A 24,540-nucleotide genomic window follows, 5' to 3' on the forward strand; every position below is an offset into this window, starting at 1 on the left:
GACGGCTGCTCCAACGGCGGCCGGAAGGGCGAGATGGGAGCCCGGCCCGGTAGAAAGGGGGGATGCGGCGAGACCAGGACGAGAAGCAGGGCGGCACGGGCGGGGCGGGGAGGCCGGACCGGCGGACCGTGCTGGCGGATGCGGCGATCGGCGTGCTGGCGGACGCGGGGGTCCGGGGGCTGACCCATCGGGCGGTCGACGCGGCGGCCGGGCTGCCGGTCGGCACCACCTCGGCCTACCTGCGCACCAGGCAGGCACTGCTGACCGCACTGGTGCGGCGCCTGGTCGAGCTGGACCAGGGGGAGCTGCAGGCGATGGGGGAGCGGGTGGTGATCCGCTCGGCGGACGAACTGGTGGAGGGCATAGCCGAGTTGATGCGGCACCGGCTGACCGGCGAGGGCCGGCGGCGGTCGCTGGCGAGGTACGCCTGTGCGGTGGAGAGCGTCCGCGATCCCGAACTGCGGGAGATCCTCGTGCCGCGCGAGAACGCCGGCCGGGCCGTCGTCCGGACCTTCCTCGCCGACCGAGGGGTCGCCGACCCTGACGGGCGGACCGCCACCCTCCTGGCCTGCATCGACGGACTGGTCTTCGACCGCCTGGTCGGCGGGGGCGAGACCGGGGCCGACGAGCTCCAGGGCCTGGTGGCGGCCGCGCTGCGCGGCGCGACCGGGGCTTAGGAACTCTGCCCGGCCGCGGCCGGTTGGCCGTGATGCGGATCTGCGATGCTTGCGGCCATGACTGAGCTCCGAACGGTGGGAATCGTCGGCCTGGGCCGCATGGGCCAGACCCTGGCGGCGGCTTTCAGTCGGGCCGTCGGGCCGGACCGGGTCCACGCCGTCGGGCGCTCTGCTTCCAGCATCGCGCGGTTCGAGCAGGCCGTCCCCGGCGTGCGGATCGCGCCCGCGCCGGAACTGCCGGGCTGCGCGGCACTGATCGTCCTGTGCACGCCGCAGGCGGCGCTGCCCGCCGTACTCGACGAGCTGCGGCCGGGGCTGACGCCGGACCACCTCGTGGTCACCATCAGCAACCGGCAGCTCCTGTCCGATCTGGCCGAGGCGGTGCCGGGACCGGTGGCCAAACTGATCCCCAGCGCGGGCAACGAGATCGGCGTCGGCGCGACGCTCGTGGTGCCCGGGCCAGGCATGACCGAGCCCGCGGTGGAGGACCTCCTCGCGCTGCTGCGGACGTTCTCCACCCCGTTCGTCGTCTCCGAGGACCAGGGCCGCGCCGCGACCGACCTGGCGTCCTGTGGCCCCGCCCTGCTGGCGGCGGCCGCAGCGGCGATGGCTCAGGCCCAGTGCGGGCGAAACGCCCCGTTGCCGCGGGCGCTGGCGGAGCAACTCGTCTCGTGCAGCCTGGAGGCAGCCGGTCTCCTGGTCGGCGGCGGTGCCTCCCTGTCCGAGGTGATCGACCGTGTCGCGGTTCCCGGCGGCAACACCGCTGCCGCGATCGACGCCGCCCGCGACGGCCTCGTCACAGCCTGGCGTACCGCCTTCCAGGCCACCCGTGACAACGAGCGGTCCGGCCAACTCCTGCACTGACCCCGGCACACGCGGGCCGACCGGCGCGGTTCCCCGGGCTCAGGCCGCGACCGACCCCGGGAGCGCACGCCACCCGGCAGGTGTGACGGCGGGCTCCCCGGTTGAAGCGGAACCGCGCGACGGTCCGCGGGATGACGAGGTCACTGCTCGCGGTCGTGTCAGGAGGCGGGGTCCTCCGGGTGTCCCAGCTCGGCGGCGTAGCCGGCGAGCAGGATGCGGAGCGTGCGGTGGAAGCGCTGCTCGGAGTCCAGGCCCTCGCCGGTGTCGAAGGCCCGGGCGAGGTGGGGATAGGCGGTCCGGTCGAGTGCCGAGAACTGCCCGGGCCGGGGCTCGGTGCCCTCGTGGTGCGGCGTTTCGCCGACCTCGCTGAGGGTGTGGCCGAGGGTCCACATGACCACCGAGTTGAGGACGTCGAGCGCGTCGGCGAGCGGGACGCCGTCCTCGCGGAGCACGGTGATGCCGCGTTCGAGCAGGGTGAGCGAGGCGGTGGTGGCGGCGGGCCTGGTGGCCAGGACGGTGAGCATGGCGGGGGCGCGGGAGGTCATCACCATCGCGCTGATCGAGGGCGACCACGGGCCGGAGTCCATCGGGGAGTGGATGGAGCGCCTCGCCCCGGTCGAGGAGCGCCGCTTCCGGCGGATCAAGGACCTGGTCGGGCCGCCGAGTCTGAACGCCGTCTACCAGGTCGTGGCCGAGGACAACCTGTCGCAGCCGATCGCCGAATAGCGGTCGGCCCCCCGGGTCGTGGGCGCGCCGGAGCCCACGGCCCGGGCCGACTCCCTCGTCCCGAAACCTCGGTCGTTGAGCCGCCGTCGGGTCAATGAACCGTCAAGTTGCCTCATTCACAGAATATTCCGAACGGGTACGGCGCGGAACTCGAAAGATTTCCGCCGCTTCGAGGTCTTCACACGGAGTTCTCAGACTGACAGGCTGGGGCCGCCCTTTCAGTACGGAGGAGGTTCCTTGTCCCGCATATCCACGTTGGCCGGAGCGGTCACCTGCGCGCTCGCCCTTGTCACCGGAACCGCCGTGGCCGCGTCGGCCGCGCCGTTCGACCAGGCCCCGGGTGCGGCGGCCGCAGAGGCGAAGGTCGACCCCGTCGACTGGAAGCCGTGCAACCCCGACCCGAGTAAGCCGGACCCCGGCATCTACGACTGTGCCGTCTACCCCGTGCCACTGGACTACGACAACCCGTCCGGTGAGAAGGTCGGCATCGCCATGATGCGGCGGCGCGCGAGCGACCCGTCGAAGCGGATCGGCTCGCTGTTCCTCAACCCGGGCGGCCCCGGCGGCAGCGGCTACATGTGGGCGACCACCACCCGCTTCGGCGCCGAGGTGCAGGCCAAGTTCGACCTGGTCGGCTTCGACCCCCGCGGCGTGGCCCGGAGCAACCCGCTCAAGTGCTTCAAGACCCAGGAAGACGCCGACGCGGTCAACAAGCGCATGGTGGGCGTGCCCGTCACCAAGGCCGAGGTCGACGAGACCCTGGACGCCGACCAGGACTACACCGACGCCTGCAGCAAGAACGCCGGCCCGCTGATCGAGCACATGTCGACCATCAACGTGGTGCGCGACCTCGACCGGATGCGCCGTGCCGTCGGTGACTCCCAGCTCACCTTCGCCGGCTTCTCCTACGGAACCCTGATCGGTTCGACGTACGCGAACATATACCCGAACAAGGTGCGCGCGATCATCATCGACGGCAACGTCGACCCGAACCTGCGCCTGCACAACGGCCTGGAGTACGACCGCCAGCGGGCGGGCGGCTTCGAGCTGGCCCTGGACGAGTTCCTGAAGCGCTGCCAGGCCGCCGGCGCCCCGCGCTGCGCCTTCGGCGACGGCGACACCCGGGCCAAGTTCGACGAGCTGCGTGACCACCTGCGGACCAGCCCGATCACGCTGTCCAACGGCTCCCAGGTGACGCTGAGCAGCTTCACCAGCGAGGTGGCGAGCGCCCTGTACTCGCAGGCCAAGCTGGCTCCGCTGGCGAAGTCGCTGCAGGCCACCTACCAGGTGATGCGGAAGCCGGCCGCGGCCGCCCTGCTGGCCCCGAAGGCGAGCGTCCCGGACGACGAGGCCAACACGCTCACGGTGAACGTCCCGCGCGCGCTGCGCGAGGCCCCGGCCGACTCCGAGTACACCGGTGACGACTCCTACATGGGCGTCAACTGCCAGGACAAGCCGTACCCGTCGAACGACCGGGTGTTCGCCAACGTCGCCCGGGCGTGGGAGAAGGAGTCGCCGACCTTCGGCCGCTACCAGGCCTTCGACGCCCCGGCCTGCGCGAGCTGGCCGGCCCCCGCCCGGGACGCCGAGCGCTTCAGCGGCCCGTGGAACAAGAAGACCTCCAACACCGTGATGGTCATCGGCAACCTCTACGACCCGGCCACCCAGTACAAGTTCGCCCAGCGGATGCAGCAGGAGCTGGGCAACGCCGTGCTGGTCAGCGTCGACTCGATCGAGCACTGCGCCGTCGGCCGCAGCACCGCGCTGAACACGATGGTCACCCGCTACCTGGTGGACGGCACCGCGCCGAAGCCGGGCCAGCTGCTCAAGCCGGACGCCGAGATCTTCCCGGCGGCCTGAGGGCCCTTCCCCCGAACGCCCGGCCGCTGAGGCCGGGGCTGTGGGGGCCGGCGGTTCCGCCGCCCACCACAGTCGCGTTTCCGGCCGCGTTCCCGGCCGTGACCCTCGGAGCAGCGCCCGGAGCCTGCGGAGAATGCGGTGGAAGATCGTCATCGAACCTCCCGTTGAGCGGATTCCTCGGAGTTGTCGTGGACCGTAGTCGACGCCACTGACAATCGACCCCAGGGCTGGCTCCTGGACGAGTCCGCGAGGCGGCACAAGAAATGACGTACAGTCACACTAATTCGTAAAGGAATTCACAAAGCCGAATAGTGGTGTTAGCGTGCGGCCCGCCAGACTCTCTCGGACCTGAGAAAGTGGGGAAGGGCATGCGAAACGAATTCTCCGGGCGGACGGTACTGCCGGGCGATCCCCGCTACCGGACGCTCAGCCAGGGCTTCAACCAGCGTTGGCACAGCAGCCCCGCCTACATCCGGCTGGTGGCGGACGACGCCGACGCGGTCGCCGAGTTGAACCGGGCGCTGGACCGCGGACTGCGTCCGACCGTACGCGGCGGCGGGCACTGCTACGAGGGCTTCGTCGACAACGACGGGGGCGTGATCCTCGACCTCAGCACGATGCGCGGAGTGACCGCCGGGACGGACAAGTTCGGCCGGCCCACGTACTACGTCGAGGGCGGCGCCACCAACTGGGACGTCTGCACGACACTGTTCCGGGAGTACGCCGTCACCCTGCCGACCGGGTCCTGCTACTCGGTGGGCGCGGGCGGGCACATCTGCGGGGGAGGGTTCGGCCTCCTCTCCCGCCGGCACGGGCTCACGGTCGACCACCTCGTCCAGGTCGACGTGGTCACCGTCCGCGGCGGCCGCGCCGCGGTGACGAGGGCGAACCGGCAGGACGCGAGCGGTTCGCCCGAGCAGGACCTCTTCTGGGCCCACACCGGTGGCGGTGGCGGGAACTTCGGGGTGGTGCTGCGCTACCACTTCGCGGTCGACGTGCCCGAGCCTCCGCCGCGGGTCTGGATCAGCAGCGTGGCCTGGCCCTGGGACGAACTGATCGACCGCCCTGGCGACTTCGAGGCACTGCTGACCAACTTCGGCGCCTTCCTGGCCGAGCACAGCGGTCCCCGCGAGCCGGTCTACGACGGGCTGTTCGCGATCCTCAAGCTGACCCACCACTCCAACGGCAACGTCGTGCTGTTCAGCCAGTGGGACGGCGAGGACCCGGCGCCGCTGGACGCGTTCGTGGCGGCGGTCGAGCAGGGGATGGCGACCCGGTCGGTGGTCCAGACCCACAGCGTCACCGGTCTGTTCCTGCCGTATCCGGAGCGACGGCGTCAACTCCCCTGGTTCCAGGCGACCATGACGCTCAACCCGTCGGGTGACAACCAGCGCGGCAAGTACAAGTCGGCCTACCACCGGGAGCCGTTCGACCGCCGCCGGATCGCCACTCTCTGGGACTGGCTGACGCGGGACGTGGACGGAGTGGACCTCTCCAAGACACTGGTGCAGATCGACTCCTACGGCTGCCGGATCAACGCTCGCCGGCCCGATGAGACCGCCGTGCCGCAGCGGGACTCCATCATGAAGCTGCAGTACCAGACCTACTGGACCGACCCGGCCGAGGATGCCGGTCACCTGGCCTACCTGAGCGGGCTCTACCGGGAGATGTACCGGGACACGGGAGGCGTCCCGGAGATCGACACCGCGACGGACGGCGCCTACGTCAACTACCCGGACGTGGATCTGGGCACGGTCGACGAGCCCGACCCGGCGTACCCGAGGCTCTACTACAAGGAGAACTATCCACGACTGCAACGAGCGAAGGCCTACTGGGACGGAGAGGAGGTGTTCCACCATGCCCAGTCGATCCGGCCACTCCGGGCCTGAGCCGCGGCTCGCGCTGCGCTGAGCGGGGCGGCGGTCCCGCGCGCCCGTCGCCGCCCCCTCTGCCCCGTCCGCCTGGTCCCTGGTACTGCCCCGCCGCCCTGGCCCGCCGCCCTGGCCCGGCCGGCCGGTCCCGCCGCCGCTACGCTGCCTGCTCCGCGTCCTCCTCGACGATCCGGCCGTCGTGGAGCTCGATGACCCGGTCGGCGAGCCCCATCAGCGTCGGATCGTGGGTGGCGACGAGGGCGGTGACGCCCTCACTGCGGACCACCGCGCGCAGCAGCTCCATGATCGAGCGACCGGTCTCGGAGTCCAGCTGGCCGGTGGGCTCGTCGGCGATGATCAGGCCGGGGTCGTTGGCCAGCGCGCGGGCGATCGCGACGCGCTGCTGCTGGCCGCCGGAGAGCTCGCCGGGTCGCTGGTTGGCGTGGTCGGCCAGGCCGACCAGCGCCAGCAGGGTGTGGGCACGCTCCTCGCGCTCGGCCGGCGGGACCTTGCGCAGGCGCATCGGTACACCGACGTTCTCGGCGGCGGTGAGCATCGGGATCAGTCCGAAGGACTGGAACACGAAGCCGATCCGCTCCCGGCGCAGGGCGAGTCGGCCGTCCTCGTCCAGCCCACCGAGATCGATGCCGTCCAGCGCGATGCTGCCGCCGGTCGGAGCGTCCAGGCCGCCGACCAGGTTGAGCAGGGTGGTCTTGCCGGAGCCGGAGCGGCCCTTGAGAGCGGTGAACTCACCTCGCTCGACCGAGAAGCTGATGCCGCGCAGGGCGTGGACGGTCCGTTCGCCGGTGCCGAAGCTGCGCCGGAGGTCGGTCACGGCCACCATCGGGCCCGCGGCCGTCGGGGCGGCGGCCGCCGGGGCGGTGTCGGCGGCCTGGTGTCGTGTCATGCGGCGTCCCCCTGTGGGCGGTGGATACCCGGTTCTGACCGGGTCAACGGTAGAGGTGGCTTCGCGGGTTCACCGCTCCTGAGCGGAGAATTCGCGAAAGGGAAGTTCCTGGTCAGGGAGGTGCGGTGAAGCCGGAGTTGTGAAGTGTGCATGGCATTTCAACGGCTCGGTGCCGGCGGAGATCCTATCAATGCAAGGAATTTGCTCATTACTTACTTGATTCGCGCAAGTCCCTTCCGTTCCCGGATCGAATCTGACAGCATCGTCCGCTATCCGGCGACCGATTGCCGGTGATCACTGCGCCGGTGTGCCCGTGAAGTGTCCGTCTGTGAGCACGATGTGTTCGGATGGGATCGGATCGACGGGTGGGGCTGGGGTGCGACCGGGGATGTGACCGGGGGAGGAATTGTGATGCTCGGCTTCGTCGTGCGCAGGTTGCGTGGGCGACTGCCGCTGGCTGCTGCGGTCCTGTTGACGGTGTTGGTCACGACCGCGGTGTTGACCGCGTTGGTGGTGTTCAACCGTGGTGTCGGGCAGGCGGGTCTGCGGCAGGCGCTCCAGGGTTCGGCGGGCCATGCCCGGACGACGGTGGTGGTCACGGCCGAGCACGGGTCGGACCGGCGGCAGAAGGACGAGGCGGCGCTGGCGTCGTATCGGGAGGGGCTGTTCGGTGCTCTGCCGGTGCACACCGACAGTCTGCTGCGCAGCCGTTCCTACGGGCTGCCGGGCAGTGACGCGGCGGGCGGGCAGGGCGGTGACGCGGCGAGTGGGCCCGGCGGTGACACGGCGGGCGGGCAGGGCGGTTCCGCGAGAGTCGATCTGACCGTACTGGCTGATCTGGACCGTGACCGGGTGGGTCTGGTCTCGGGCGTGTGGCCGGGTGCGGTGACCGGGCCGGTCGGGTCGGTGGTGCCGCAGGTGGCGGTGCCGCAGGCGCTGTTGACGCGCCTGGGCCTGTCCACGGGTGCGTTGCCGGTGGATGTGCGGTTGGCGGACCGGCTCGACGGGAAGCCGCTGGTCGTGCGGGTCACGGGTGTGTACCGGGCGGTGGATCCGGTGGCGCCGTACTGGCGGATCGATCCGGTGGGCGGTCATGAGATCGAGGTGGGCGGATTCACCACCTACGGTCCGATGATGGTGGACCCGAGCGCGTTCACCACGGGGGGTCTGGCGCAGAGCAGTCGGGGCTGGCTGCTGGACGCGGACTTCGCGGGGGTGGACGAGGGCACGGCCCGGGCGATCGGCGAGCGCGCGCAGGGGCTGGGCGATGAGCTGCGCAAGAGCGCCTCCCTCTCGGCGACGACCGAACTTCCGGAGGTGGTACGGGAATTGTCGGCAAGTCTGCTGGTCGCCCGTTCCACGCTGCTGATCGGGGCCCTGCAGTTGGCCGTTCTGGCCACGGCGGCCCTGTTGCTGGTCGTGCGGCTGATCTCGGCCCGCCAGGAACGTGAGAACGAACTCCTCGCCGCCCGCGGCGCCTCCGGTGCCCGTCTGGGCGTCTTCACCGCCCTGGAATCGGTGCTGCTCGCCCTGCCGGCCGCGGTCCTGGCGCCCCTGCTGACGCCGTTCCTGGTACGCGTCCTGGCCGGTCTGGGCCGTTCCCACCAGGTCGCTCTGGAGACCGGGCTGAGCTGGACGCTGTGGCCGGTGGCCGTCCTGTGCGCGCTGGTGTGCATCGCGGTGGCGACGGTGCCCAGCCTGCTGCGCGGGGCGGGCGCGGCGCTGCGCCGCCGGGCGGGCCGCCGCCAGGCGGTGGTGTCGGGTGTCGCGCGCAACGGTGGCGACCTCGCCGTCCTCGCACTGGCCGTGCTGGCGTATCAGCAGCTCGACCAGTACGGGGGCGGGCTGTCCACCGACGCCTCCGGCAGGCTCGGTGTCGACCTGCTGCTGGTCGCGACCCCGACGCTGGCGCTGTGCGCGGGCACGTTGGTGGTGCTGCGTCTGCTGCCGCTGGTGGCCCGCCTCGGTGCGCGGGTGGCGGCTCGCGGCAGTGGTCTGGGCCCGGCGATGGTCGGCTGGCAGCTGGCGCGTCAACCGGCGCGGGCCACGGGCCCGGTGCTGCTGCTGGTGATGGCGGTGGCCACGGGTGTGCTCGCGCTGGGCCAGCACGCGACCTGGAGCGCCTCGCAGCGTGACCAGGCTGGATTCGACACCGGTGGGGGTCTGCGGATCTCCGGCTCGCGCGGCGCGTTGATGGGCCAGGGCGGCCGCTACGGTGCCCTGCCGGGCGGGGAGCGGCTGGTCGCGGTGGCCCGTGAGGACCAGGCGCTGCCCAACGGCACCGGGCAGATCCTCGCCCTGGACACCACCGCCCTGGCCGACCGCGTCCCGGTGCGCACCGACCTCCTCGACGGACACTCCGCCCCGGACCTGTTCCGCCCGCTCGCCCAGCCCGACCCGACCGGCGCCGCCGCGGGCGTCACCCTGCCCGGCCACCCCCTACGGATCGACGCGGACCTCTCCGTCCGGCAGACCTTCCGCGGGCAGGTCCGGCTGCCCACCACCGCGCACATGATGGCCGACGCTCCCCCGGAGGTGGCGCTGCTGCTGCGGGACCGCTTCGGCTACGTCCACAAGGTGCCGTTCGCGGGACTGCCGGTCACCGGTGACCTCCGGGCCTCGGCCCCGCTGAGCACCCTGGTCGACGCGCCGACGGGCTCCGCCGCCGCACCGCTGACCCTGGTCGGGGCCACCGTCTCCTACAGTGACCGCGCCGACGGCGAGGTCACCGTGCGCCGGTTGGCCGTGTCCGACACCGCCGACGGGCCCGCGACCGACGTCGCCCTGCCGGCCGGGCTCTCCTGGACGGTCGGGCGGAGCCAGTCCGGGCCGCCGGCCACCGTCCGGCCCGAACAGGCCGACGCGGACCGGCTGTTCACCGTCGGCTACAGCGCCGTGAGCGGCACCGGAGAAACCTTCCGCGCTGTTCTCGGCCCGGCCGGGGCCACTGCCCCGACCGCACTGTCCGGTGTCGCGACCCGGGACTACCTGAAGCTCACGGGTGGCTCGGTCGGCGAAACCGTGCAGGTGCCGTTCGCCGGGACCGTCGTGTCGGTCAAGGTGACCGGGGTGGTCGAGGCTCTGCCGGTGGTGGGCCGTACCGCGCTGGTCATCGATCTGGGAACCACCGCGCGGCTGTTGGCGGCGCAGGGCCGTTCCCTGCCCGGCCACGCCGAGTGGTGGCTGCCCGCCGCCGGCCCCGGTGACCGCACCCCGGCCCGGGCCGCGGCCGCGCTACGGTCCGCGCCCGGATCCCAGGACGTCCAGCTCTACGACGAGGTGGCCGAGGGCATGCTCAGCGACCCGGTGGGCGCGGCCCCGCAGAACGCGCTGATGGCCATCGCGGTCGTCACCGCCCTGCTCGCCGCGATCGGCTTCGTCGCCGCCGTCGCCGGCTCCGCCCACGAACGCGCCCGCGACTCCGCCCTGCTGCTCGCCCTGGGCGCGCCCCGCAAGCAGGTCAGCCGCACCGTCGCGGCCGAACACGCCCTGCTCGTCGGACTCGGCGCAACTGTCGGCCTGGCCCTGGGCGCCCTGCTCGTCCACCTGATCGTGCCCTTCGTCGTCCTGACCCCCGCCGCCCGCCCACCCATGCCCGAAGCCCTGATCGAGCTACCCGCCGGCCAGGCACTGCTGTTCGCGGCCGCGATCGCCCTCGCCCCACTTCTGTCCGCCTTCCTCATCGGACGCCGCCGTCGAGACGTGGCCAACCGGCTGCGCCACGTGGAGGAGATGTGACCACCCAGGCCGGCACCAGCGTGCCCACTCCCGAGAGCACCAGCGTGCCCACTCCCGAGACCGTTCACCGCCCGGCGCCCTGGGTCCGCACCCGGCTGCGGGCCGGCCCGCTGGCCGCGGTGCTGATGGCGGCGCTCGCCTTCGTCACCGTCTTCCTCGCCGCGGCCTTCCCCCGCATCTCCGACCGCGGCGCGGACGCGGCGCTCCAGGACTTCGTCCGCCAGAAGGGCCTCAACCCGACCAGCCTGCAGACCACCTCCAGGACCCGGGACTACGACAACGCCGCCGAGCTCGACCGGGTGCGGCAACAGCTCACCGAGAAGACAGGGCGGCAGCTGACGCTGTCCCAGTCGGGGCTGGCCTACGGCACCCGCGCCCTCGGCGACCGCGGCATGGGCAACCCCGGGTACGCCCGGATCGCCGACCCTCCCGTGCTCAGCCTGCTCTACCTGCACGACCTGTCCGCCCGGGCCACCCTCACCGACGGCACGTGGCCGACCCCCGGCACCGTCGGCGGTCCGCTGCCGATCGTGATCAGCAAGCAGGCCGCCGAGACCATCCACGTCGGACTCGGTGACGTCATCGACAACGGCGTCGAGGGCTCGGGCGCCCAGCGGAGCACCGTGGTGGTCGGCCTCTACCGGATCAACGACCCGCAGGATCCGTTCTGGGACGACCTCGGCTGCCCGGCCCGCGCCTGTCTGAACGCGGCCGCCGAGCACGAGCACTGGATGACGAGCGGGTTCGTCAGCGGTGACAGCCTGGCGGCGCTGGCCCGTTGGGGTTCGAACGGCGAGAACTTCTGGCGGCTGCCCGTCGATCCCGCCTCGCTGCGGGCCGACCGGCTCGACCGCACCCGCAACACGATCAGCTCCTTCCTGACCGGTTCCGGCGCCACCGAGCTGATCGGTGCCACCGGGCGCGCGGATCTGCACACCGCCTCCGGGCTGCCGGAGATCCTGACCCGGGCGGACCAGCGCTACCGGGCCGCGCTGCCGCTGAGCACGATCGGTCCCGCCGGGGTCGCGGGCGTGGTCACCGTGGTGCTGTGCCTGGCCGCCGCCGTGACCACCGACCGGCGCACCGCCGAGATCCAGTTGCTGCGCGCCCGTGGCGGCTCCCGAACCGGCGTGCTGCTGCGGCTGACCGGCGAGGGTGCGGCCACGATCCTGCCCGCCGCCGTCCTGGCCACCGCGCTGGCCCTGACGCTGCTGCCCAGCCCCCGGTGGGGCCAAGCGGTGCTGGCGGCGCTGGCCGCGGCCCTGCTCGCCCTGCTGGCCTTCCCGGCCCGCGCCGCCCTGCTGTGGTCGCGCGGCAAGGCGGTCGGTGGCCGACGGCGGCTGGTCGGCGAACTCGCCGTCCTGGCGGTCACCGCCGCGGCCGTCGCGGAGGTCCGCCGCCGTGGTGTCGGTACCGGCGGTGGGCTGGATCCGCTGTTGGTGGCCGCGCCGTTGCTGCTCGCCGTGACCGGTGGGTTGCTGCTGGCGCGGATCGAGCCGGTGGCGGTCGGCCGGCTGGCCAGGCTCGCCGGACGCGGTCGCGGCCTGATCGGCTTCCTCGGCCTGGCCCGGGCCGCCCGTGACGGCTCGGGGCGCCGCAAGCCGTCCGTGCTGCCGCTGCTCGCGCTGCTGATCGCCGTCACCACGATCGGTTTCGGCGCCACCGTGCTCGACACCGTCGACCACGTGCGGACCCGCGCCGCGCGCATCGCCACCGGCGGGGACATCGGCGTCTCCGTCCCGGACTACACCACCCTGCCGGAGTCGTTCACCAAGGCTGCCGCGGCACTGCCGGGCGTCCGGGCCTCGACCGGAGCGTGGGTCGAGCCCAAGGCCCGTTTCGTCGGCGCCGACCAGGACTACACCGAGGCCTACCTGGTGGTGGTCGATCCGGCGGCGTACGCCGAGATCGCCCGCACCGTCGGGGTCGGGGAGTTCGACCCGGCGAAGCTCGCCGTCGAACCCGGCGGCCGGGAGACCCCGGTGCCCGCGCTGTTCAGCCGCGACCTGGCCAAGCGTCTGGCCGCCGGCCCGGCCGTGCTGCGCACCCCCAACGGGAACGGTCTGCGCACCACGGTCGCCGGGATCATCGGCGCGACCCCTGCCCTTCCGGACCCGGGCAAGCCGTTCGTCGTGGTGGCCGCGGGCCCGGCGTGGGAGCGTCTGCCGGACGCCAAGCGGATCAACAAGTGGTTCGCCGTCGGCGACATCGATCCCGAGCAGGTCAGGTCGACCCTGCGGGACAACGGCGGGGGCCAGCCGACCGGCATGGCCAAGCTGATCGCCGAGGAGGCGGCGGCTGCGGGCAGGTCGACCCATGGTCTGCCGGCGGGTTACACGGTGCACAGCAGCGGGGAGAACGCGGCGGCGCTGGCGGACGATCCCTTGCAGCACGCCGCGGGCCGGCTGTTCTGGTACGCGGCCGCCGCCGGTGCCGGGTTCGCCCTGCTCGCCGTCCTGCTGACCCTCCTGCGCGCGGCACCCGAACGCACCGCCGTCCTGGCCCGGCTGCGCACCATGGGCCTGCGCCCCCGCCAGGGCCTGGCACTGATCATGACCGAGGCCCTGCCCCAGGCCCTCACCGCCGTCCTCGGCGGCGGCCTGACCGCCCTGGCGGCCGTCGCCCTGCTCGGCGCGGCCTTCGACATCTCCACTCTCGTCGGCGCCAGGGTCGGCGACGTCATCACCCCCGCACTGATGCCCGTCCTGCTGCCCACCGCGGGTCTGGCGCTGCTCGTCGCCCTCGCCGTGGCCGTCGAGACCCTGATCGCCGGACGCCGCCAGATCGCGACCGAACTACGGGCCGGAGAACAGCCATGACACCCCGAACAGCACCACAGGCCGCAACCGGAGAAAGCGTCGAGACAGGAGAGCAGCGGTGAAGAGCACGTCCCAGGAGCGGCCGGTGGTGCAGGCCCCCAGCCTGCAGGAGCTGCGGCAGCGGGCCCTGGCCGCGGCCTCCCCGAAGGCCTACGGGCAGGGCGCGGCGATCGTCTGTGACCGGCTGGTGAGGATCTTCAGTGCCGAGGGGATCGAGGTCCAGGCCCTGCAGGGACTGGAGCTGACCATCGAGCAGGGCGACCTGGTCGCTCTGGTCGGTGCCTCCGGCAGCGGCAAGTCGACCCTGCTGACCATCCTGGCGGGGCTGGACGTGCCCACCGCCGGCACCGCGACCGTCGCGGGCTGCGATCTGCTGGAGATGTCCGCCAGGGAGCGGCTGCGCTACCGCCGTGAGGTGGTGGGGTTCATCTGGCAGCAGACCGCCCGCAATCTGCTGCCCTTCCTGAGCGCGGCCGAGAACATCGCCCTGCCCATGCAACTGCGCGGCCGCCGCGCCGGAGCGGGGTCGAAGGCGCAGGCCGCCCGGGTGGCGGAACTCATGGACGCCCTGGAGATCGGCCACCTCGCCCACCGCCGCCCCAACGAACTCTCCGGTGGCCAGCAGCAACGCGTGGCCATCGCCGTGGCCATGGCCAACAACCCGCCCGTCCTGCTCGCCGACGAGCCCACCGGCGAACTGGACTCCGAGACCGCCGGCGTCATCTTCGAGTCCTTCCGCACCGTCAACCGTGAACTGGGCACCACCGTCGTCGTCGTGACCCATGACCCCATGGTCGCCGCCGAGGTCCGCCGCACCGTCGCCATCCGCGACGGACGAACCAGCAGCGAGGTCCTGCGCCGCACCGTCACCGACGAACACGGCGCGGAAACCGTCAACGAACGCGAATACGTCATGCTCGACCGCACCGGCCGCGTCCAACTTCCCGTCAAGTTCCTCGAAGCACTCGGCATGGAACACCGCGTCGCCGTCGATCTGGCAACCGACCACATCGAGATCCGCCCCGACGACCACACCGACGGCTGAGGCCCGATCTCAGCCGTCGCCGCCGGTCCGCGGGAAGAGGCCGCTGCCCTCGGCGTCCTTCCGGAGGTCGGGCGGCGTGGTCCCGGCGGAGTGCTCGCCGCGGGAGGGAGCGGTGAACCGGGCGAAGACGAGAAGGGCACCGGCCGCCAGGGCGAGGATGCCCACCGCGGTCAGGACACGTAGCCAGGTCAAGGTAGTGCCTCCTGGGGACGGTGCGAGGGAGCGCCGCCGGGGTGTATCGGCACCTCGGCCCGCACGGTCGAGTGCCCACGGTCGGTCTCTTCCCGCCGTCCGCCGCGCGACAGGTGGTCCGCGCGGGCGCTCGAAGCACCGGTAGGGCGCGCCACACCACTTCGCGCGCCCCCGGTGCAGTGACGGGCTGCCCGCTCCGCTCCCCGGCCAGGGCGCGGAGCGCCGGCAGATCGGGCTTGCCGAGCCCGTTCCGCGGGATCGCCGGGAGGATCAGTACGGTGTCGGGCGCACACCGGGCGTCCCCGTGTTCCCGTGTCCGGCGGCGCAGTCGCTCGCCGTCACCCGCGCGCCCGGCCCGACGGCGACCGCGGCGTGCACGCGCTCCAGCCGGTCCGGGGCGGAGCTCGCGAACATCACCGCCTCGCGGACCTCCGGGTGGCTGCGCAGCGGCTCCTCGACCTCATGGGGGAACACATTGTGCCCCTCGACGATCGCCATCCGGTCCCGCCGGCCCACCACCGTCAGACAGCCCGCCGCATCCAGGCTCCCCGGATCAGCGGTGTGCAGCAGCCGTCCCGCAGCACCCGCGCGGTCAGCTCCGGGTCACGCCAGTAGCCGGCCATCGCGGTCGGGGTGCGCGCAGATCTCCCCGGCCCGGCGGCAGCGGCGCGCCCTCCCCGTCCGGGCTCGGCACCCCGGTGTCCGGGTACGGGCGCCCGACGGTGGTCAGCAGCCGCGGGTCCAGGTGCTCGTCGGGGCTCAGCCGGGAGACCGGCCCGCACTCCGTGAGGTCGGCGGGCCGGGCGGACAGTCCTCAGGCGCTTCCGGCGGCGCCGGGGGCGACTCGTGCAGCCAGCCCGGGTCCCAGCGCTGGAGGACGGGCAGGAAGCTCTCGTCCGGTTCGTCATGGTCCCGCGAGGACACCCACCGCGCGGGCTCGCGCCCTTCCAGGCGGGCGAGTCGGGCCTCGGCGATCTCCCGTACGTGGAAGGGGGACCGGTCACTGGCGCGCAGCCGGAACGCGGCCGTGACGGAGGGGTGGTAGGTGGACTGGATGCACGAGCGCAGCCAGGTGCGGGCTCCGGCGTGCGCGCCGGTGCGCAGGTGGTGCTGGGCCACCCAGAGGTTGCGCAGGTCCGTCCGGTCGACCGGAAGCCCGGCCAGTTCGCCGACGTCCGTCCCAAGGCCTTCGAAGACGGCCCGGCAGCTCAGGTAGAGCTGTCGTTCGGGGTCGGGTGCGGGGTACAGCTCGCGGGCGGTGACGAAGGCCGAGCGCACCGACTCCCGGTCGGCTGTGCCCCGGGTGCGCAGGAGTGCGAGGTAGGCGACGCGCTCGCGCACGTGCGGGCTGCCGAGTTCGTTGGCCCGCGCGAAGTGCCGTTCGGCGAGGTCCAGGTCCTCCTTTTCCAGTGCCTGGTACCCGACGTCGCACCACCAGTCCGCCTCGGTGCGCAGCGGTCCCATGGCCAGCAGCACGTCCATCGGCGGCCCCTCGGGGTGGTAGTTCAGCAGCATCCAGATCATGGGATTGCTGCCCTCCGCGTCGGGCGGAGTGGGTTTCCTGGCGCGGTAGACGGAGGTCATCCGTTCGGCCAGCGGTCGGCCGGTCGTGGCCAGGGCCTCCCGGAGCCGCTCGTAGGGGTCCTTGCGCAGGATCCTGAGGTGGTACGGGTAGGGCCAGCCGCCGCCGATCCAGCGGGCCAGTGCCTGGTCGACGAACTCGTCGGTGGCGAGGTCCAGGCCGTCCGTCACCGCGTCGGCGAGCGCGCCCAGCGCGACGTCCGGATCCTCCTCGACCGCGAGAAGCCACTGCTTGCGGGCGAGCGGGAGCAACCGGGCCCGCTTGCGCTCCCGCTGGGCCAGCAGCCCGCGGATGCCCTCCAGACGAAGTTCCGCCCCCCCGGTAGGTGTGGTTGGCGTCCCGGAACAGTGCCTTGCTCCGGCCGACCCTGATGCGTTCCACGCCCCGCCCCTCCCGCTCGGCCCTCACGCTAACCCGTGGCCGACGCGAGGAGCGCCGCGAGGCCCGGCGTACCCACCGGTGCGGTGGGGAGCACCGCAGTTGTTAGGGTCTTCGGTCGGACACGGACGGGGGAGCGGTGGGCGGCGAGGCGCAGGCGTTGGTGGTGGCGCCGCGGGGGGTGGTGGACCTGCGGGGGAAGGCCGGAGCGGGGCTCTTGGTGGCGTACCCGGGTGACGCCGTGGTGGTGGTGTCGGGACTGCCGGGGGCGGGCAAGAGCACGCTGCTGCGGCGCTGGGCGGCGGACGGGGCCGTCTCGACGGTGGATCCGCGCACGGTGCACGAGGCCTGTGAGGCGGTGATGCCCGCGCGCCTGCCGTACGCGGTGTACCGGCCATGGGCGCGGCTGGAGCACTTCCGGTTGCTGCGCACCTCGGTGCGGCGGGGCGGTCCGCTGCTGGTGCACGACTGCGGCAGCCGCGCCTGGATGCGGCGCTGGCTCGCCCGGGAGGCCGGTCGTCAGGGCCGCGAACTGCACCTGGTGCTGCTCGACGTCGGTGCCGCCACCGCCCTCGACGGCCAGCGGACCCGCGGACGGCACGCCTCGGCCCGGGTGTTCGCCCGCCATCGTCGCGGCCTGGGCCGGTTGTCGGCGGAGTTCACCCGGCACGCGCGGTCCGGTGGGCCGGTGCCGACCCCGGAGGCGGCCTCCGTGCTGCTACTCGACTCGGTCTCCCGCTCCCGGGCGCACGCGGTCCGGTTCGGTGGGGCGACCTGAGGAGCTCACCGGCGGGCCAGGCGCTCCGCCTCCGCGTGCCACCAGCCCGGCGGGCTGGGTCCGTTGGCGGCGGAGGTCGGCTGGTCGGGGTGGAGCCCGAGGGGGCGCAGGGCCTCGGCGTCGATTCGCACGTCGAACCAGCACTGCCAGTGGCCGTCCGGTCCGATGCCACAGGGCGCGTCGCAGCGGACGGCCTCCGGCGGGAAGGGCATCCAGTCGATGCCCCGGTCACGCAGTCAAGCGCGCACGGCGGCCATGGGCGTCGGGCGGCCGGTGCGGTTCCGGTAGGCGGCGATGCTGATCCACTCGGTCATGACGGCATGATGGCACGGAGGCGTGCGGAGTCGAAGGGGGTTTCGAGCGGATGACGGTCGACGAGGAACGCGGTTTGCCCGCCGGGGTGTTGGCGGCCGAGCGGCTCGCCGCCCGGCTGGGGTTCGGCAAGAGCTGTACCCGGGAGGTCGGCCGGCTGCTGGCGTTCGCCGCCGCGGCCAAGCCGGGCGGGACGGTCGCGGAGAGCGGCACCGGCGCGGGGGTCGGCACGGCCTGGCTGCGCAGCGGACTCGGCCCGGGCGCCCGGCTGGTCACCGTCGAGCGGGACGGTGAACTCGCCCGGGAAACAGCGGAGTTGTACGCCGACGACGCCCAGGTGCGGGTGCTGCACGGGGACTGGCGGCGGCTGGAGGAGCACGCGCCGTTCGACGTGTTCTTCTGCGACGGCGGCGGCAAGCGCGACGACCCCGACCGGGTGGTCGAACTGCTGGCCCCCGGAGGCCTGTTGCTGATGGACGACTTCACGCCCTCGCCGCACTGGCCGCCGCGCTTCGGCGGCGAGGTCGACGGGCTGCGCCTGCACTACCTGACCCACCCTGCCTTGGAGGCCGCCGAGGTGCTGACCGCCCCGGGCAGTTCGGCGATCCTGGCCGTCCGGAAGGCGTGAGCGGATGGTGACGATCGACACGCCCCGCCTGGTGCTGCGGCGCTGGCGCGAGGAGGACGTACCGGCGATGGCGGCCGTCGACGCCGACCCCGAGGTGATGCGGTGGATCGGCGACGGGCGGGTCCACACCCCGGAGGAGACCCGCCGGGCCGTCGAGCGGATCGAACGGAGCTGGGACACCGAGGGCTTCGGCCTGTTCGCGGTGGAGCTGCGGGAGACCGGTGAACTCGCCGGGTTCACCGGCCTGGCCGTGCCCCTGTTCCTGCCCGAGGTGCTGCCCGCGGTCGAGATCGGCTGGCGGCTCGGCCGGTCGTTCTGGGGCCGGGGCATCGCCACCGAGGCGGCGACGGCGGCACTGCGGTTCGGCTTCGAGACCTGCGGTCGGGACCGGATCATCAGCATCGCCCGGATCGGCAACACCGCCTCCGAGCGCGTGATGGCCAAGCTCGGCCTGCGGCCCGAGCGGGAGACCACCGTCCCCCGCAACGGCGCCGCCGTCCGCGTCCACGAACTGACCCGCGCCGACTACCTGGCGCGCCCACGGCCCTGACGGCGGGACGGCCCTGACGGCCGTGATCGGAAAACCGCTGGCCGGGCGCGCGGTGCGTCTCCTACGCTCGGCGCACCGGAGGAGCGAACGCGGGTGAGCAGGGCAGCACATGAGCAGGGCCGAGGCCGTACGGGCCGCCAACGCGTTGGGCGAGCGCTGGGTCTGGCAGATCGATCCGGGGAAGGGCACGGTCCTGATGCCGGCCGGTGTCTGGCCGCTGCTCGGGCTGCTGGCCCCGGCCGGAAGCAGCCCCGTCCGGAGCGAGTTGGCGCAGGCGCTCGGGGTGCCGGTCACCGTGGCGGCCGAGCGCGCCCGGGACCTGCTCGGCCTGCTGGGGGACATCCCGGCGGTGCGGTCCGCGCTCGGCGTGTGGAGCGACGACCGGCTGCGGCTGAGCCCGGAGTGGCTGTCCTCGGTCCCGGCGGACCTGGTCGGCCGGCTGACGGGTGACAGCGGGCGGGACCGTGTTCTGCTGGACACCTGGGCGGCCGAACAGACGGACGGCCAGATCGACTCGATGCCGGTCGAGGTGGAGCCGGACACCCGCCTGGTGCTGGCCGCGGCGCTCACCGTCCGGACGGAGTGGATCAAGCCGTTCACCGACTACGGCGCCTTCCGGCAGGACGGGTCGGACGGTTGGGGCCGGGCCGTCCACTACATGACCCGGGCGACGTCCCTGCTGGACCGCGCCGCCCTGCTGGAGGCGTCCACCGGGCCGGTGACCGAGTTGCGGGTGCTCGGGTACGGCGACATCAGCGTCCACCTGCTGCTCGGGGAGCCCGACGCCGCGCCCGGGGACGTGCTGTCCGCCGGGATCGGGGTGCTCTCGCAGCGGCACCGCCGGACGGGCGCCGACCGGCTGCCCGTGGGCGTCGCCGCGCCGGGAATGACGATCGAGGCGGTGCGGCGCTACGAGCCGGAGGACCGCCTGCACGTGAACGTCCCGAAGTTCACCGTCGACGCCGACCACGACCTGATCGCCCGCCGCGAGTTGTTCGGTCTGCGGACGCTCGCCACCCGGTCCGAGACGGAGGACCGGCTGCCCGGCCTCTCGGACGGCCGGCCGCCGCTGTTCCTCAACAGCGCGCGGCAGAAGGCCACCGCGTCCTTCTCCGCCCGCGGGTTCCGGGCCGCGTCGATGACGGCCATGGGAGCGGCGGCGGGCGGCGCGGGCGGCAGCCCGAGGCCGCCGTACCTGCAGCGCTTCGTCCATCTGAGCTTCGGCCGCCCGTTCGGCTTCCTGGCCGTCCACCGGCTGTCCGGGCTGGTCCTGGCGGCGGGCTGGGTGACCGAGCCGGACCGGGGCGAGGACCCCTGGGGGTTCGGGGCGGAGGAGCGGGAGGAGTGGGAGGAGTGGGAGGAGTCCGAGCAGGACTGACCCGGCGCCACGGCCGGGCGGTCGGAGCGCGGGAATCCGGGTAGCGCACCGTAATCGCCCCCGGTGGCGCACGCGCACTGCGAGACTGGGGTGAGCAGAGTCCGTCAGGGAGAGAGGTCACACCCCGCATGCCCAGCAGCGCTGCCGTCGACAACCCGTGGTTCCGCAGGTTCAACCCGTCCGACTTCGCTCCCGCCCGGATCGTGATCTTCCCGCACGCCGGCGGATCGGCCAGCTACTACATGGAGTACGCCAAGGCGCTCGCGCCGTACGCCGACGTGCTGGCGGTCCAGTACCCGGGCCGGCAGAACCGCTTCGCCGAGCCCACGATCGACTCGGTCCCGGAGCTCGCCGAGCAGATCCACCGGGAGCTGCGCCCCTGGGTCGACCGTCCGATCGTCTTCTTCGGGCACAGCATGGGTGCGGCGGTCGCCTTCGAGGTAGCCCGCTGCTTCGCCCGCGACGGCCTGGCGGGGCTGGAGCGGCTGTTCGTGTCCGCCGGCCGGGCGCCCTCGCTGCCGCGGGACACCGCGTTCCACAAGCTGCCGGACGACGGCCTGCTGGAGCAGGTCATCCGGCTGGGCGGGACGGACGCGCGGATCCTCGACGTGCCGGCCCTGCGCGAGCTGATCATGCCGGCGCTGCGCGCCGACTACACCGCCATCGAGACCTACCGGGCCGCGCCGGACGCCGTCGTCCCCCAGCCGATCACCGCCCTGGTGGGGGAGAGCGACGCCAACGCCACGGTCGAGCAGGCCGCCCAGTGGGAGCAGCACACCAGCGGCGGCTTCAGCCTCCGGCTCTTCCCGGGCGGGCACTTCTACGTGGCGGAGCAGACCGACGCCGTGGTGCGGCTGCTCACCGCGCACCTGCGCGGCTGAGCCGCCCGCCGGGCCCACCCGCCCGCTGCCCCCGCTGAGCGGCCCCGGGGGAGGCAGCGGGCGGAACGCCGGCCACTCTCCGCCGATGGACGTCAGGTCGTGTAGTCGGCGTTGAGCTTGACGTACTCCTCGGTGAGGTCGCAGCCGTACACCGTGAACGCGCCGTCGGCGATGCCCAGGTCGATCCGGATGACGACCTCCTCGCCGCCCAGGTACGCACGGGCCCGTTCGAGCAGGGCCTCGCTCGGCTCCTCGGGGTACATCGGGAGGTCGTCGAAGCGGATGCTGACGGCCGCCGGATCGATGTCGGTCTCGTCCTCCAGCTTGCCGATGGCCATGGTGACGCGGCCCCAGTTCGGGTCGGCACCGTGCACGGCCGCCTTGACCAGCGGTGAGTTGACCACGCTCTTGCCGACGCGCTTGGCCTGGGCCGCGTCCCGGGCTCCGGTGACCCGCACCTCGATCAGTTTCGAGGCCCCCTCGCCGTCCGAGGCGATCTCCCGTACGAGGTGCAGCGCGCACTCGTACAGCGCCTGTTCGAAGGCGGGGAGGTCGACCGCTCCGGCGAGCCCGTTGGCGAAGATCGCGGCGGTGTCGCTGGTGGAGGTGTCGGTGTCGATGCTCAGCGCGTTGAACGTCCGGTCCATCACCCGGCGGAACAGGGCGTCGAGTTCGGGGGCCGGGATGTCCGCGTCGGTGAAGAAGAAGGTCAGCAGCGTCGCCATGTTGGGCTCGATCATGCCCACGCCCTTGGCGATGCCGACGAGCACGGCGTCGCCGCAGCGCAGGTGGAGGTACTTGGGGCGGGTGTCCGTGGTCATGATCGCCCGGGCCGCGGCCGCGTAGTCGGCCTCCGGGAACGGCCAGGTCATGGCGTCGAGCCCGGCGCGGATGCCGTCCATGGGGTAGGGGCGCCCGATGACGCCGGTGGAGCCGATGACCAGTTCGTCCGGGGCGATGCCGGCGATCTCGGCGACCCGGCGGCGCACCTCCGCGGCGTTCTCCGCACCGGTGCGGCCGGTGGCCACGTTGGCGTTGCGGGACAGCACGACCATGCCGCGGCTGTGCTGGAGCGCGGCCGCCTCGCGGCTGAGCACGACGCTGGGGCCGGCGAAGCGCGAGCGGGTGAAGACGGCCGCGGAACGGCACGGGACCTCGGAGACGACCGCCGCGAAGTCGTCCTCGACGTCCTTGAGGCCCATGTTGGTGGTGACGGCCCGGAAGCCCCGGGGTACAGCAGGCTGCATGGTCGATCGACCCCTCATCATATCTGAATGAACTTGCAGAGATCTGAATACATCAATCATTGCGGCGAGGTCAACGCGGATTTCAAATGGCTGCCTGCCACGGGATGGAGAGGAATGCGCGCCGCCTCCTCACGTCGGCCGGACTGCATGATTATGCGGTCCTCCGGGAGTGTGCCGACCGCGGCCGCCCGGGCGGCGCCCACCGGATTCCTCGGGCCCGGCCCCTGCCCGTGGCCCGGCGGCTGGGCTACTGTGCCGCTTGACGCACCGTGTCCGGACACCCGACGGACCGTCAGCAGACCACCGGGAGGCCACCGCATGCGCCGTATCGCCGTCGTCGGAGCCGGCCAGGCCGGCCTGCAGCTCGCGCTCGGGCTGCTGGCCGACGGCTGCGAGGTGACGCTCGTCGCCGAACGCACCCCGGAGCAGGTGCGGGGCGGGCGGGTGCTGTCCACCCAGGCCATGTTCGGCCCGGCACTGCGGATCGAGGCGGCGGCCGGACTGGACCTGTGGGCGGACGAGGCCCCGTCGGTGTCCTCGGTCGACGCCGTGCTGGTCGCGCCGCCAGCCACCCGCGTCCTGGAGTTCACCATGACCCTGGACGAACCCGGCCGCTCGGTCGACCAGCGGGTCAAGCTGGCCCGCTGGCTGGAACTGCTCGCCGAGCGCGGCGGCCGGATCGAGTACCGCTCGCTGGACCGGGCCGGGCTGCACGCGCTGGCCCGGCGGCACGAGCTGACCGTGGTCGCGGCCGGGCGCGGCGAGCTGGCCGGGATCTTCGAACGGAACGCCGCCCGCTCACCGTTCGACCGGCCGCAGCGCGCGCTGTCCTGCCTGTACGCGCACGGCGTCGGCTCGCCCGACCCGGCCGCCGGGCCCCGCGCCCGGATGCACGCCCTGCCCGGCCTGGGCGAGCTCTACCTCCAGCCCGCCCTGACCCACTCCGGCCCCTGCGACATCCTGCTCTGGGAGGCGCTCCCCGGCAGCCCGCTGGACGTCTTCGGCGACGGCCCCGAGGTCGGCGTCCAACTCGACCGGATCCGCGCCCTGTTGGCCGAGTACCTGCCCTGGGAGGCGGAGCTGTGGCGGGACGCCGAGCCGACCGACGCCGGGGCCGGGCTCCGGGGCGCGGTGACCCCGACGGTCCGCCGCCCGGTGGCGGAACTGGGCTCGGGCGTCGATGCCGTGCACGTCCTGGGACTGGGCGACGCCGTGGTGGTCAACGACCCGATCACCGGCCAGGGCGCCAACGGCGCCGCCCGCGCCGCGGACGCCTACCGGCAGGCGATCCGCGAGCACGGCGACGCCCCGTTCACGGCGGACTGGATGTGCCGCACCGCCGAGCGGTTCTGGCAGCAACACGCCCGCCACACCGTCGAGTTCACGGCCACCATGCTGACCATGCCGGACCACCTGCAGGGCGTCCTCGCGGCCGCCGCCGAGCACCCGGCGGTCGCCCGCCGGCTGGCCAACACCTACGCCGAACCGAGCGACCACGCCGCCTGGCTGGCCACCCCCGGGCTGACCTCCGCCTACCTCGCCACGATCGGGCGGTAGGGCCTGACCGACGCGGACCCCACTTGCCCCCGGCCCGCACCCGGGACGACGCTGGAGGGGGACGGCAACGGCTGCGGGAGGCGTCGCTCGTGGACGATCGTGAGCCCGCGCCGCGGTCCGAGCGCGGCCACCGGAGCGTGCCGCACACGGCGGACCTGCGGGTGGAGGCATGGGCGCCGACGGCCGAGGGCTGCATCGGCGAGCTGGTGCACGCCGTCGTCGGCAGCTTCGCCGACCTGTCCGGCGCCCGGATCGTCGGCGAGCGCGCCTGCACCGTGCTCGCGGTGAGCGACCCGGACCTGCTCGCGGGCGTCCTGGAGGAGGTCATCTACCGGATGGACGCCGACGGCGAGCTGCCTGCCGAACTCGCCCTGGGACCGATCCAGGGCCTGGACGGCGCCCGCAGCGTCGAGGTGCGCTTCCGGATGGCCGACACCTCGACCGCCGCCCTGGTCGGCGCGGTGCCGAAGGCCGTCTCGCTGCACGGACTGGAGCTGGGCGGGGCACCGGGCGGCTGGACCTGCGCCGTCACCGTGGACGTCTGAGGCGC

22 protein-coding genes are annotated in these 24,540 nt (G+C 73.2%); 15 read left to right on the plus strand and 7 right to left on the minus strand.

Translation table 11 applies throughout. The annotated features are described in order from the left end of the window. Positions 1-62: 62 nt before the first annotated feature. Positions 63-677 (plus strand): TetR/AcrR family transcriptional regulator, encoded by a 615-nt coding sequence (locus ACIRVF_RS18290; RefSeq protein WP_402818254.1) that lies wholly within the window; start codon positions 63-65, stop codon positions 675-677. Positions 678-734: 57 nt separating this feature from the next. Beyond that, positions 735-1,541 carry a pyrroline-5-carboxylate reductase family protein gene (locus tag ACIRVF_RS18295; protein ID WP_402818257.1) on the plus strand — a complete coding sequence of 269 codons (807 nt, stop codon included), beginning with the start codon at positions 735-737 and terminating at the stop codon, positions 1,539-1,541. 158 nt (positions 1,542-1,699) lie between these two features. On the opposite strand, the gene ACIRVF_RS18300 is transcribed toward ACIRVF_RS18295, so the two are convergent. After that, positions 1,700-2,092, minus strand: coding sequence for a TetR/AcrR family transcriptional regulator C-terminal domain-containing protein (locus ACIRVF_RS18300; protein WP_402818259.1), 393 nt, complete (start codon positions 2,090-2,092; stop codon positions 1,700-1,702). Here ACIRVF_RS18300 and ACIRVF_RS18305 point away from each other — a divergent pair. From ACIRVF_RS18305 to ACIRVF_RS18315, 3 genes are all read left to right on the plus strand, one after another. Further along, positions 2,064-2,267, plus strand: coding sequence for a hypothetical protein (locus ACIRVF_RS18305; RefSeq protein ID WP_402818261.1), 204 nt, complete (start codon positions 2,064-2,066; stop codon positions 2,265-2,267). The genes ACIRVF_RS18300 and ACIRVF_RS18305 overlap by 29 nt on opposite strands. Positions 2,268-2,504: 237 nt before the next feature. After that, positions 2,505-4,127, plus strand: a complete 1,623-nt coding sequence (locus ACIRVF_RS18310) for an alpha/beta hydrolase (RefSeq protein WP_402818263.1) — start codon at positions 2,505-2,507, stop codon at positions 4,125-4,127. A 368-nt stretch (positions 4,128-4,495) separates the two neighbouring features. Next, complete coding sequence (locus ACIRVF_RS18315) at positions 4,496-6,016, plus strand: FAD-dependent oxidoreductase (protein WP_402818265.1); 1,521 nt, start codon at positions 4,496-4,498, stop codon at positions 6,014-6,016. 139 nt (positions 6,017-6,155) lie between these two features. Here ACIRVF_RS18315 and ACIRVF_RS18320 read toward each other — a convergent pair whose 3' ends face one another. Beyond that, positions 6,156-6,905 (minus strand): ABC transporter ATP-binding protein, encoded by a 750-nt coding sequence (locus tag ACIRVF_RS18320; RefSeq protein ID WP_402818268.1) that lies wholly within the window; start codon positions 6,903-6,905, stop codon positions 6,156-6,158. Between the two features lie 411 nt (positions 6,906-7,316). Here ACIRVF_RS18320 and ACIRVF_RS18325 point away from each other — a divergent pair, with 411 nt between their 5' ends. The 3 genes from ACIRVF_RS18325 to ACIRVF_RS18335 all read left to right on the plus strand — a co-directional run bounded on the left by ACIRVF_RS18325 (position 7,317) and on the right by ACIRVF_RS18335 (position 14,507). Beyond that, positions 7,317-10,643, plus strand: a complete 3,327-nt coding sequence (locus tag ACIRVF_RS18325) for an FtsX-like permease family protein (RefSeq protein WP_402818271.1) — start codon at positions 7,317-7,319, stop codon at positions 10,641-10,643. Then, positions 10,640-13,462 (plus strand): hypothetical protein, encoded by a 2,823-nt coding sequence (locus ACIRVF_RS18330; protein ID WP_402818274.1) that lies wholly within the window; start codon positions 10,640-10,642, stop codon positions 13,460-13,462. Before ACIRVF_RS18325 ends, ACIRVF_RS18330 begins: the two co-directional genes overlap by 4 nt. 85 nt (positions 13,463-13,547) lie before the next feature. Further along, positions 13,548-14,507 carry an ABC transporter ATP-binding protein gene (locus ACIRVF_RS18335; RefSeq protein WP_402818526.1) on the plus strand — a complete coding sequence of 320 codons (960 nt, stop codon included), beginning with the start codon at positions 13,548-13,550 and terminating at the stop codon, positions 14,505-14,507. A gap of 9 nt (positions 14,508-14,516) precedes the next feature. Here ACIRVF_RS18335 and ACIRVF_RS18340 read toward each other — a convergent pair whose 3' ends face one another. The 3 genes from ACIRVF_RS18340 to ACIRVF_RS18350 all read right to left on the minus strand — a co-directional run bounded on the left by ACIRVF_RS18340 (position 14,517) and on the right by ACIRVF_RS18350 (position 16,532). Further along, complete coding sequence (locus ACIRVF_RS18340; protein WP_402818276.1) at positions 14,517-14,699, minus strand: hypothetical protein; 183 nt, start codon at positions 14,697-14,699, stop codon at positions 14,517-14,519. A 270-nt stretch (positions 14,700-14,969) separates the two neighbouring features. Continuing rightward, a complete protein-coding gene (locus tag ACIRVF_RS18345) occupies positions 14,970-15,197 on the minus strand; it encodes a hypothetical protein (RefSeq protein ID WP_402818279.1) in 228 nt (75 codons plus the stop codon). Positions 15,198-15,458: 261 nt separating this feature from the next. Next, the gene (locus tag ACIRVF_RS18350; RefSeq protein ID WP_402818282.1) at positions 15,459-16,532 is read right to left on the minus strand and encodes a hypothetical protein; all 1,074 of its coding nucleotides are present in this window, start codon (positions 16,530-16,532) and stop codon (positions 15,459-15,461) included. Between the two features lie 266 nt (positions 16,533-16,798). Here ACIRVF_RS18350 and ACIRVF_RS18355 point away from each other — a divergent pair, with 266 nt between their 5' ends. Next, positions 16,799-17,437, plus strand: a complete 639-nt coding sequence (locus ACIRVF_RS18355; protein ID WP_402818285.1) for an AAA family ATPase — start codon at positions 16,799-16,801, stop codon at positions 17,435-17,437. A 5-nt stretch (positions 17,438-17,442) separates the two neighbouring features. On the opposite strand, the gene ACIRVF_RS18360 is transcribed toward ACIRVF_RS18355, so the two are convergent. Next, positions 17,443-17,649 carry a hypothetical protein gene (locus tag ACIRVF_RS18360; RefSeq protein WP_402818288.1) on the minus strand — a complete coding sequence of 69 codons (207 nt, stop codon included), beginning with the start codon at positions 17,647-17,649 and terminating at the stop codon, positions 17,443-17,445. A gap of 152 nt (positions 17,650-17,801) precedes the next feature. Between ACIRVF_RS18360 and ACIRVF_RS18365 the strand changes: the two genes are divergently transcribed. The 4 genes from ACIRVF_RS18365 to ACIRVF_RS18380 all read left to right on the plus strand — a co-directional run bounded on the left by ACIRVF_RS18365 (position 17,802) and on the right by ACIRVF_RS18380 (position 21,186). Then, positions 17,802-18,377: an O-methyltransferase gene (locus ACIRVF_RS18365; RefSeq protein WP_402818291.1), complete on the plus strand. Its 576-nt coding sequence runs from the start codon at positions 17,802-17,804 to the stop codon at positions 18,375-18,377. 4 nt (positions 18,378-18,381) lie between these two features. Then, the gene (locus tag ACIRVF_RS18370; protein ID WP_402818293.1) at positions 18,382-18,927 is read left to right on the plus strand and encodes a GNAT family N-acetyltransferase; all 546 of its coding nucleotides are present in this window, start codon (positions 18,382-18,384) and stop codon (positions 18,925-18,927) included. 109 nt (positions 18,928-19,036) lie between these two features. Then, on the plus strand, positions 19,037-20,305 hold the full coding sequence (locus ACIRVF_RS18375; RefSeq protein ID WP_402818296.1) for a serpin family protein: 1,269 nt from the start codon (positions 19,037-19,039) through the stop codon (positions 20,303-20,305). Positions 20,306-20,433: 128 nt separating this feature from the next. Then, entirely contained in the window at positions 20,434-21,186 is a 753-nt protein-coding gene (locus ACIRVF_RS18380; protein WP_402818299.1) for a thioesterase II family protein, read from the plus strand. Positions 21,187-21,278: 92 nt separating this feature from the next. Here ACIRVF_RS18380 and argJ read toward each other — a convergent pair whose 3' ends face one another. Then, positions 21,279-22,451: a bifunctional glutamate N-acetyltransferase/amino-acid acetyltransferase ArgJ gene (gene argJ / locus ACIRVF_RS18385; protein ID WP_402818529.1), complete on the minus strand. Its 1,173-nt coding sequence runs from the start codon at positions 22,449-22,451 to the stop codon at positions 21,279-21,281. Between the two features lie 300 nt (positions 22,452-22,751). Between argJ and ACIRVF_RS18390 the strand changes: the two genes are divergently transcribed. Both ACIRVF_RS18390 and ACIRVF_RS18395 read left to right on the plus strand, forming a co-directional pair. Next, positions 22,752-23,990 carry a styrene monooxygenase/indole monooxygenase family protein gene (locus tag ACIRVF_RS18390; protein WP_402818302.1) on the plus strand — a complete coding sequence of 413 codons (1,239 nt, stop codon included), beginning with the start codon at positions 22,752-22,754 and terminating at the stop codon, positions 23,988-23,990. A gap of 89 nt (positions 23,991-24,079) precedes the next feature. Continuing rightward, on the plus strand, positions 24,080-24,535 hold the full coding sequence (locus tag ACIRVF_RS18395; protein WP_402818304.1) for an archease: 456 nt from the start codon (positions 24,080-24,082) through the stop codon (positions 24,533-24,535). Positions 24,536-24,540 lie beyond the last annotated feature (5 nt).

The organism is Kitasatospora sp. NPDC101157 (assembly GCF_044768255.1).
Classification (GTDB): Bacteria; Actinomycetota; Actinomycetes; order Streptomycetales; family Streptomycetaceae; genus Kitasatospora.

Bases quoted from the DNA above. Each gene is read 5' to 3' on its own strand.
- ACIRVF_RS18290 (WP_402818254.1), top strand. From the start codon at position 63: ATGCGGCGAGACCAGGACGAGAAGCAGGGCGGCACGGGCGGGGCGGGG.
- ACIRVF_RS18295 (WP_402818257.1), top strand. From the start codon at position 735: ATGACTGAGCTCCGAACGGTGGGAATCGTCGGCCTGGGCCGCATGGGC.
- ACIRVF_RS18305 (WP_402818261.1), top strand. From the start codon at position 2,064: ATGGCGGGGGCGCGGGAGGTCATCACCATCGCGCTGATCGAGGGCGAC.
- ACIRVF_RS18300 (WP_402818259.1), bottom strand. From the start codon at position 2,092: ATGGTGATGACCTCCCGCGCCCCCGCCATGCTCACCGTCCTGGCCACC.
- ACIRVF_RS18315 (WP_402818265.1), top strand. From the start codon at position 4,496: ATGCGAAACGAATTCTCCGGGCGGACGGTACTGCCGGGCGATCCCCGC.
- ACIRVF_RS18320 (WP_402818268.1), bottom strand. From the start codon at position 6,905: ATGACACGACACCAGGCCGCCGACACCGCCCCGGCGGCCGCCGCCCCG.
- ACIRVF_RS18325 (WP_402818271.1), top strand. From the start codon at position 7,317: ATGCTCGGCTTCGTCGTGCGCAGGTTGCGTGGGCGACTGCCGCTGGCT.
- ACIRVF_RS18345 (WP_402818279.1), bottom strand. From the start codon at position 15,197: ATGGCGATCGTCGAGGGGCACAATGTGTTCCCCCATGAGGTCGAGGAG.
- ACIRVF_RS18360 (WP_402818288.1), bottom strand. From the start codon at position 17,649: ATGCCCTTCCCGCCGGAGGCCGTCCGCTGCGACGCGCCCTGTGGCATC.
- ACIRVF_RS18365 (WP_402818291.1), top strand. From the start codon at position 17,802: ATGACGGTCGACGAGGAACGCGGTTTGCCCGCCGGGGTGTTGGCGGCC.
- ACIRVF_RS18370 (WP_402818293.1), top strand. From the start codon at position 18,382: ATGGTGACGATCGACACGCCCCGCCTGGTGCTGCGGCGCTGGCGCGAG.
- ACIRVF_RS18375 (WP_402818296.1), top strand. From the start codon at position 19,037: ATGAGCAGGGCCGAGGCCGTACGGGCCGCCAACGCGTTGGGCGAGCGC.
- ACIRVF_RS18380 (WP_402818299.1), top strand. From the start codon at position 20,434: ATGCCCAGCAGCGCTGCCGTCGACAACCCGTGGTTCCGCAGGTTCAAC.
- argJ (WP_402818529.1), bottom strand. From the start codon at position 22,451: ATGAGGGGTCGATCGACCATGCAGCCTGCTGTACCCCGGGGCTTCCGG.
- ACIRVF_RS18390 (WP_402818302.1), top strand. From the start codon at position 22,752: ATGCGCCGTATCGCCGTCGTCGGAGCCGGCCAGGCCGGCCTGCAGCTC.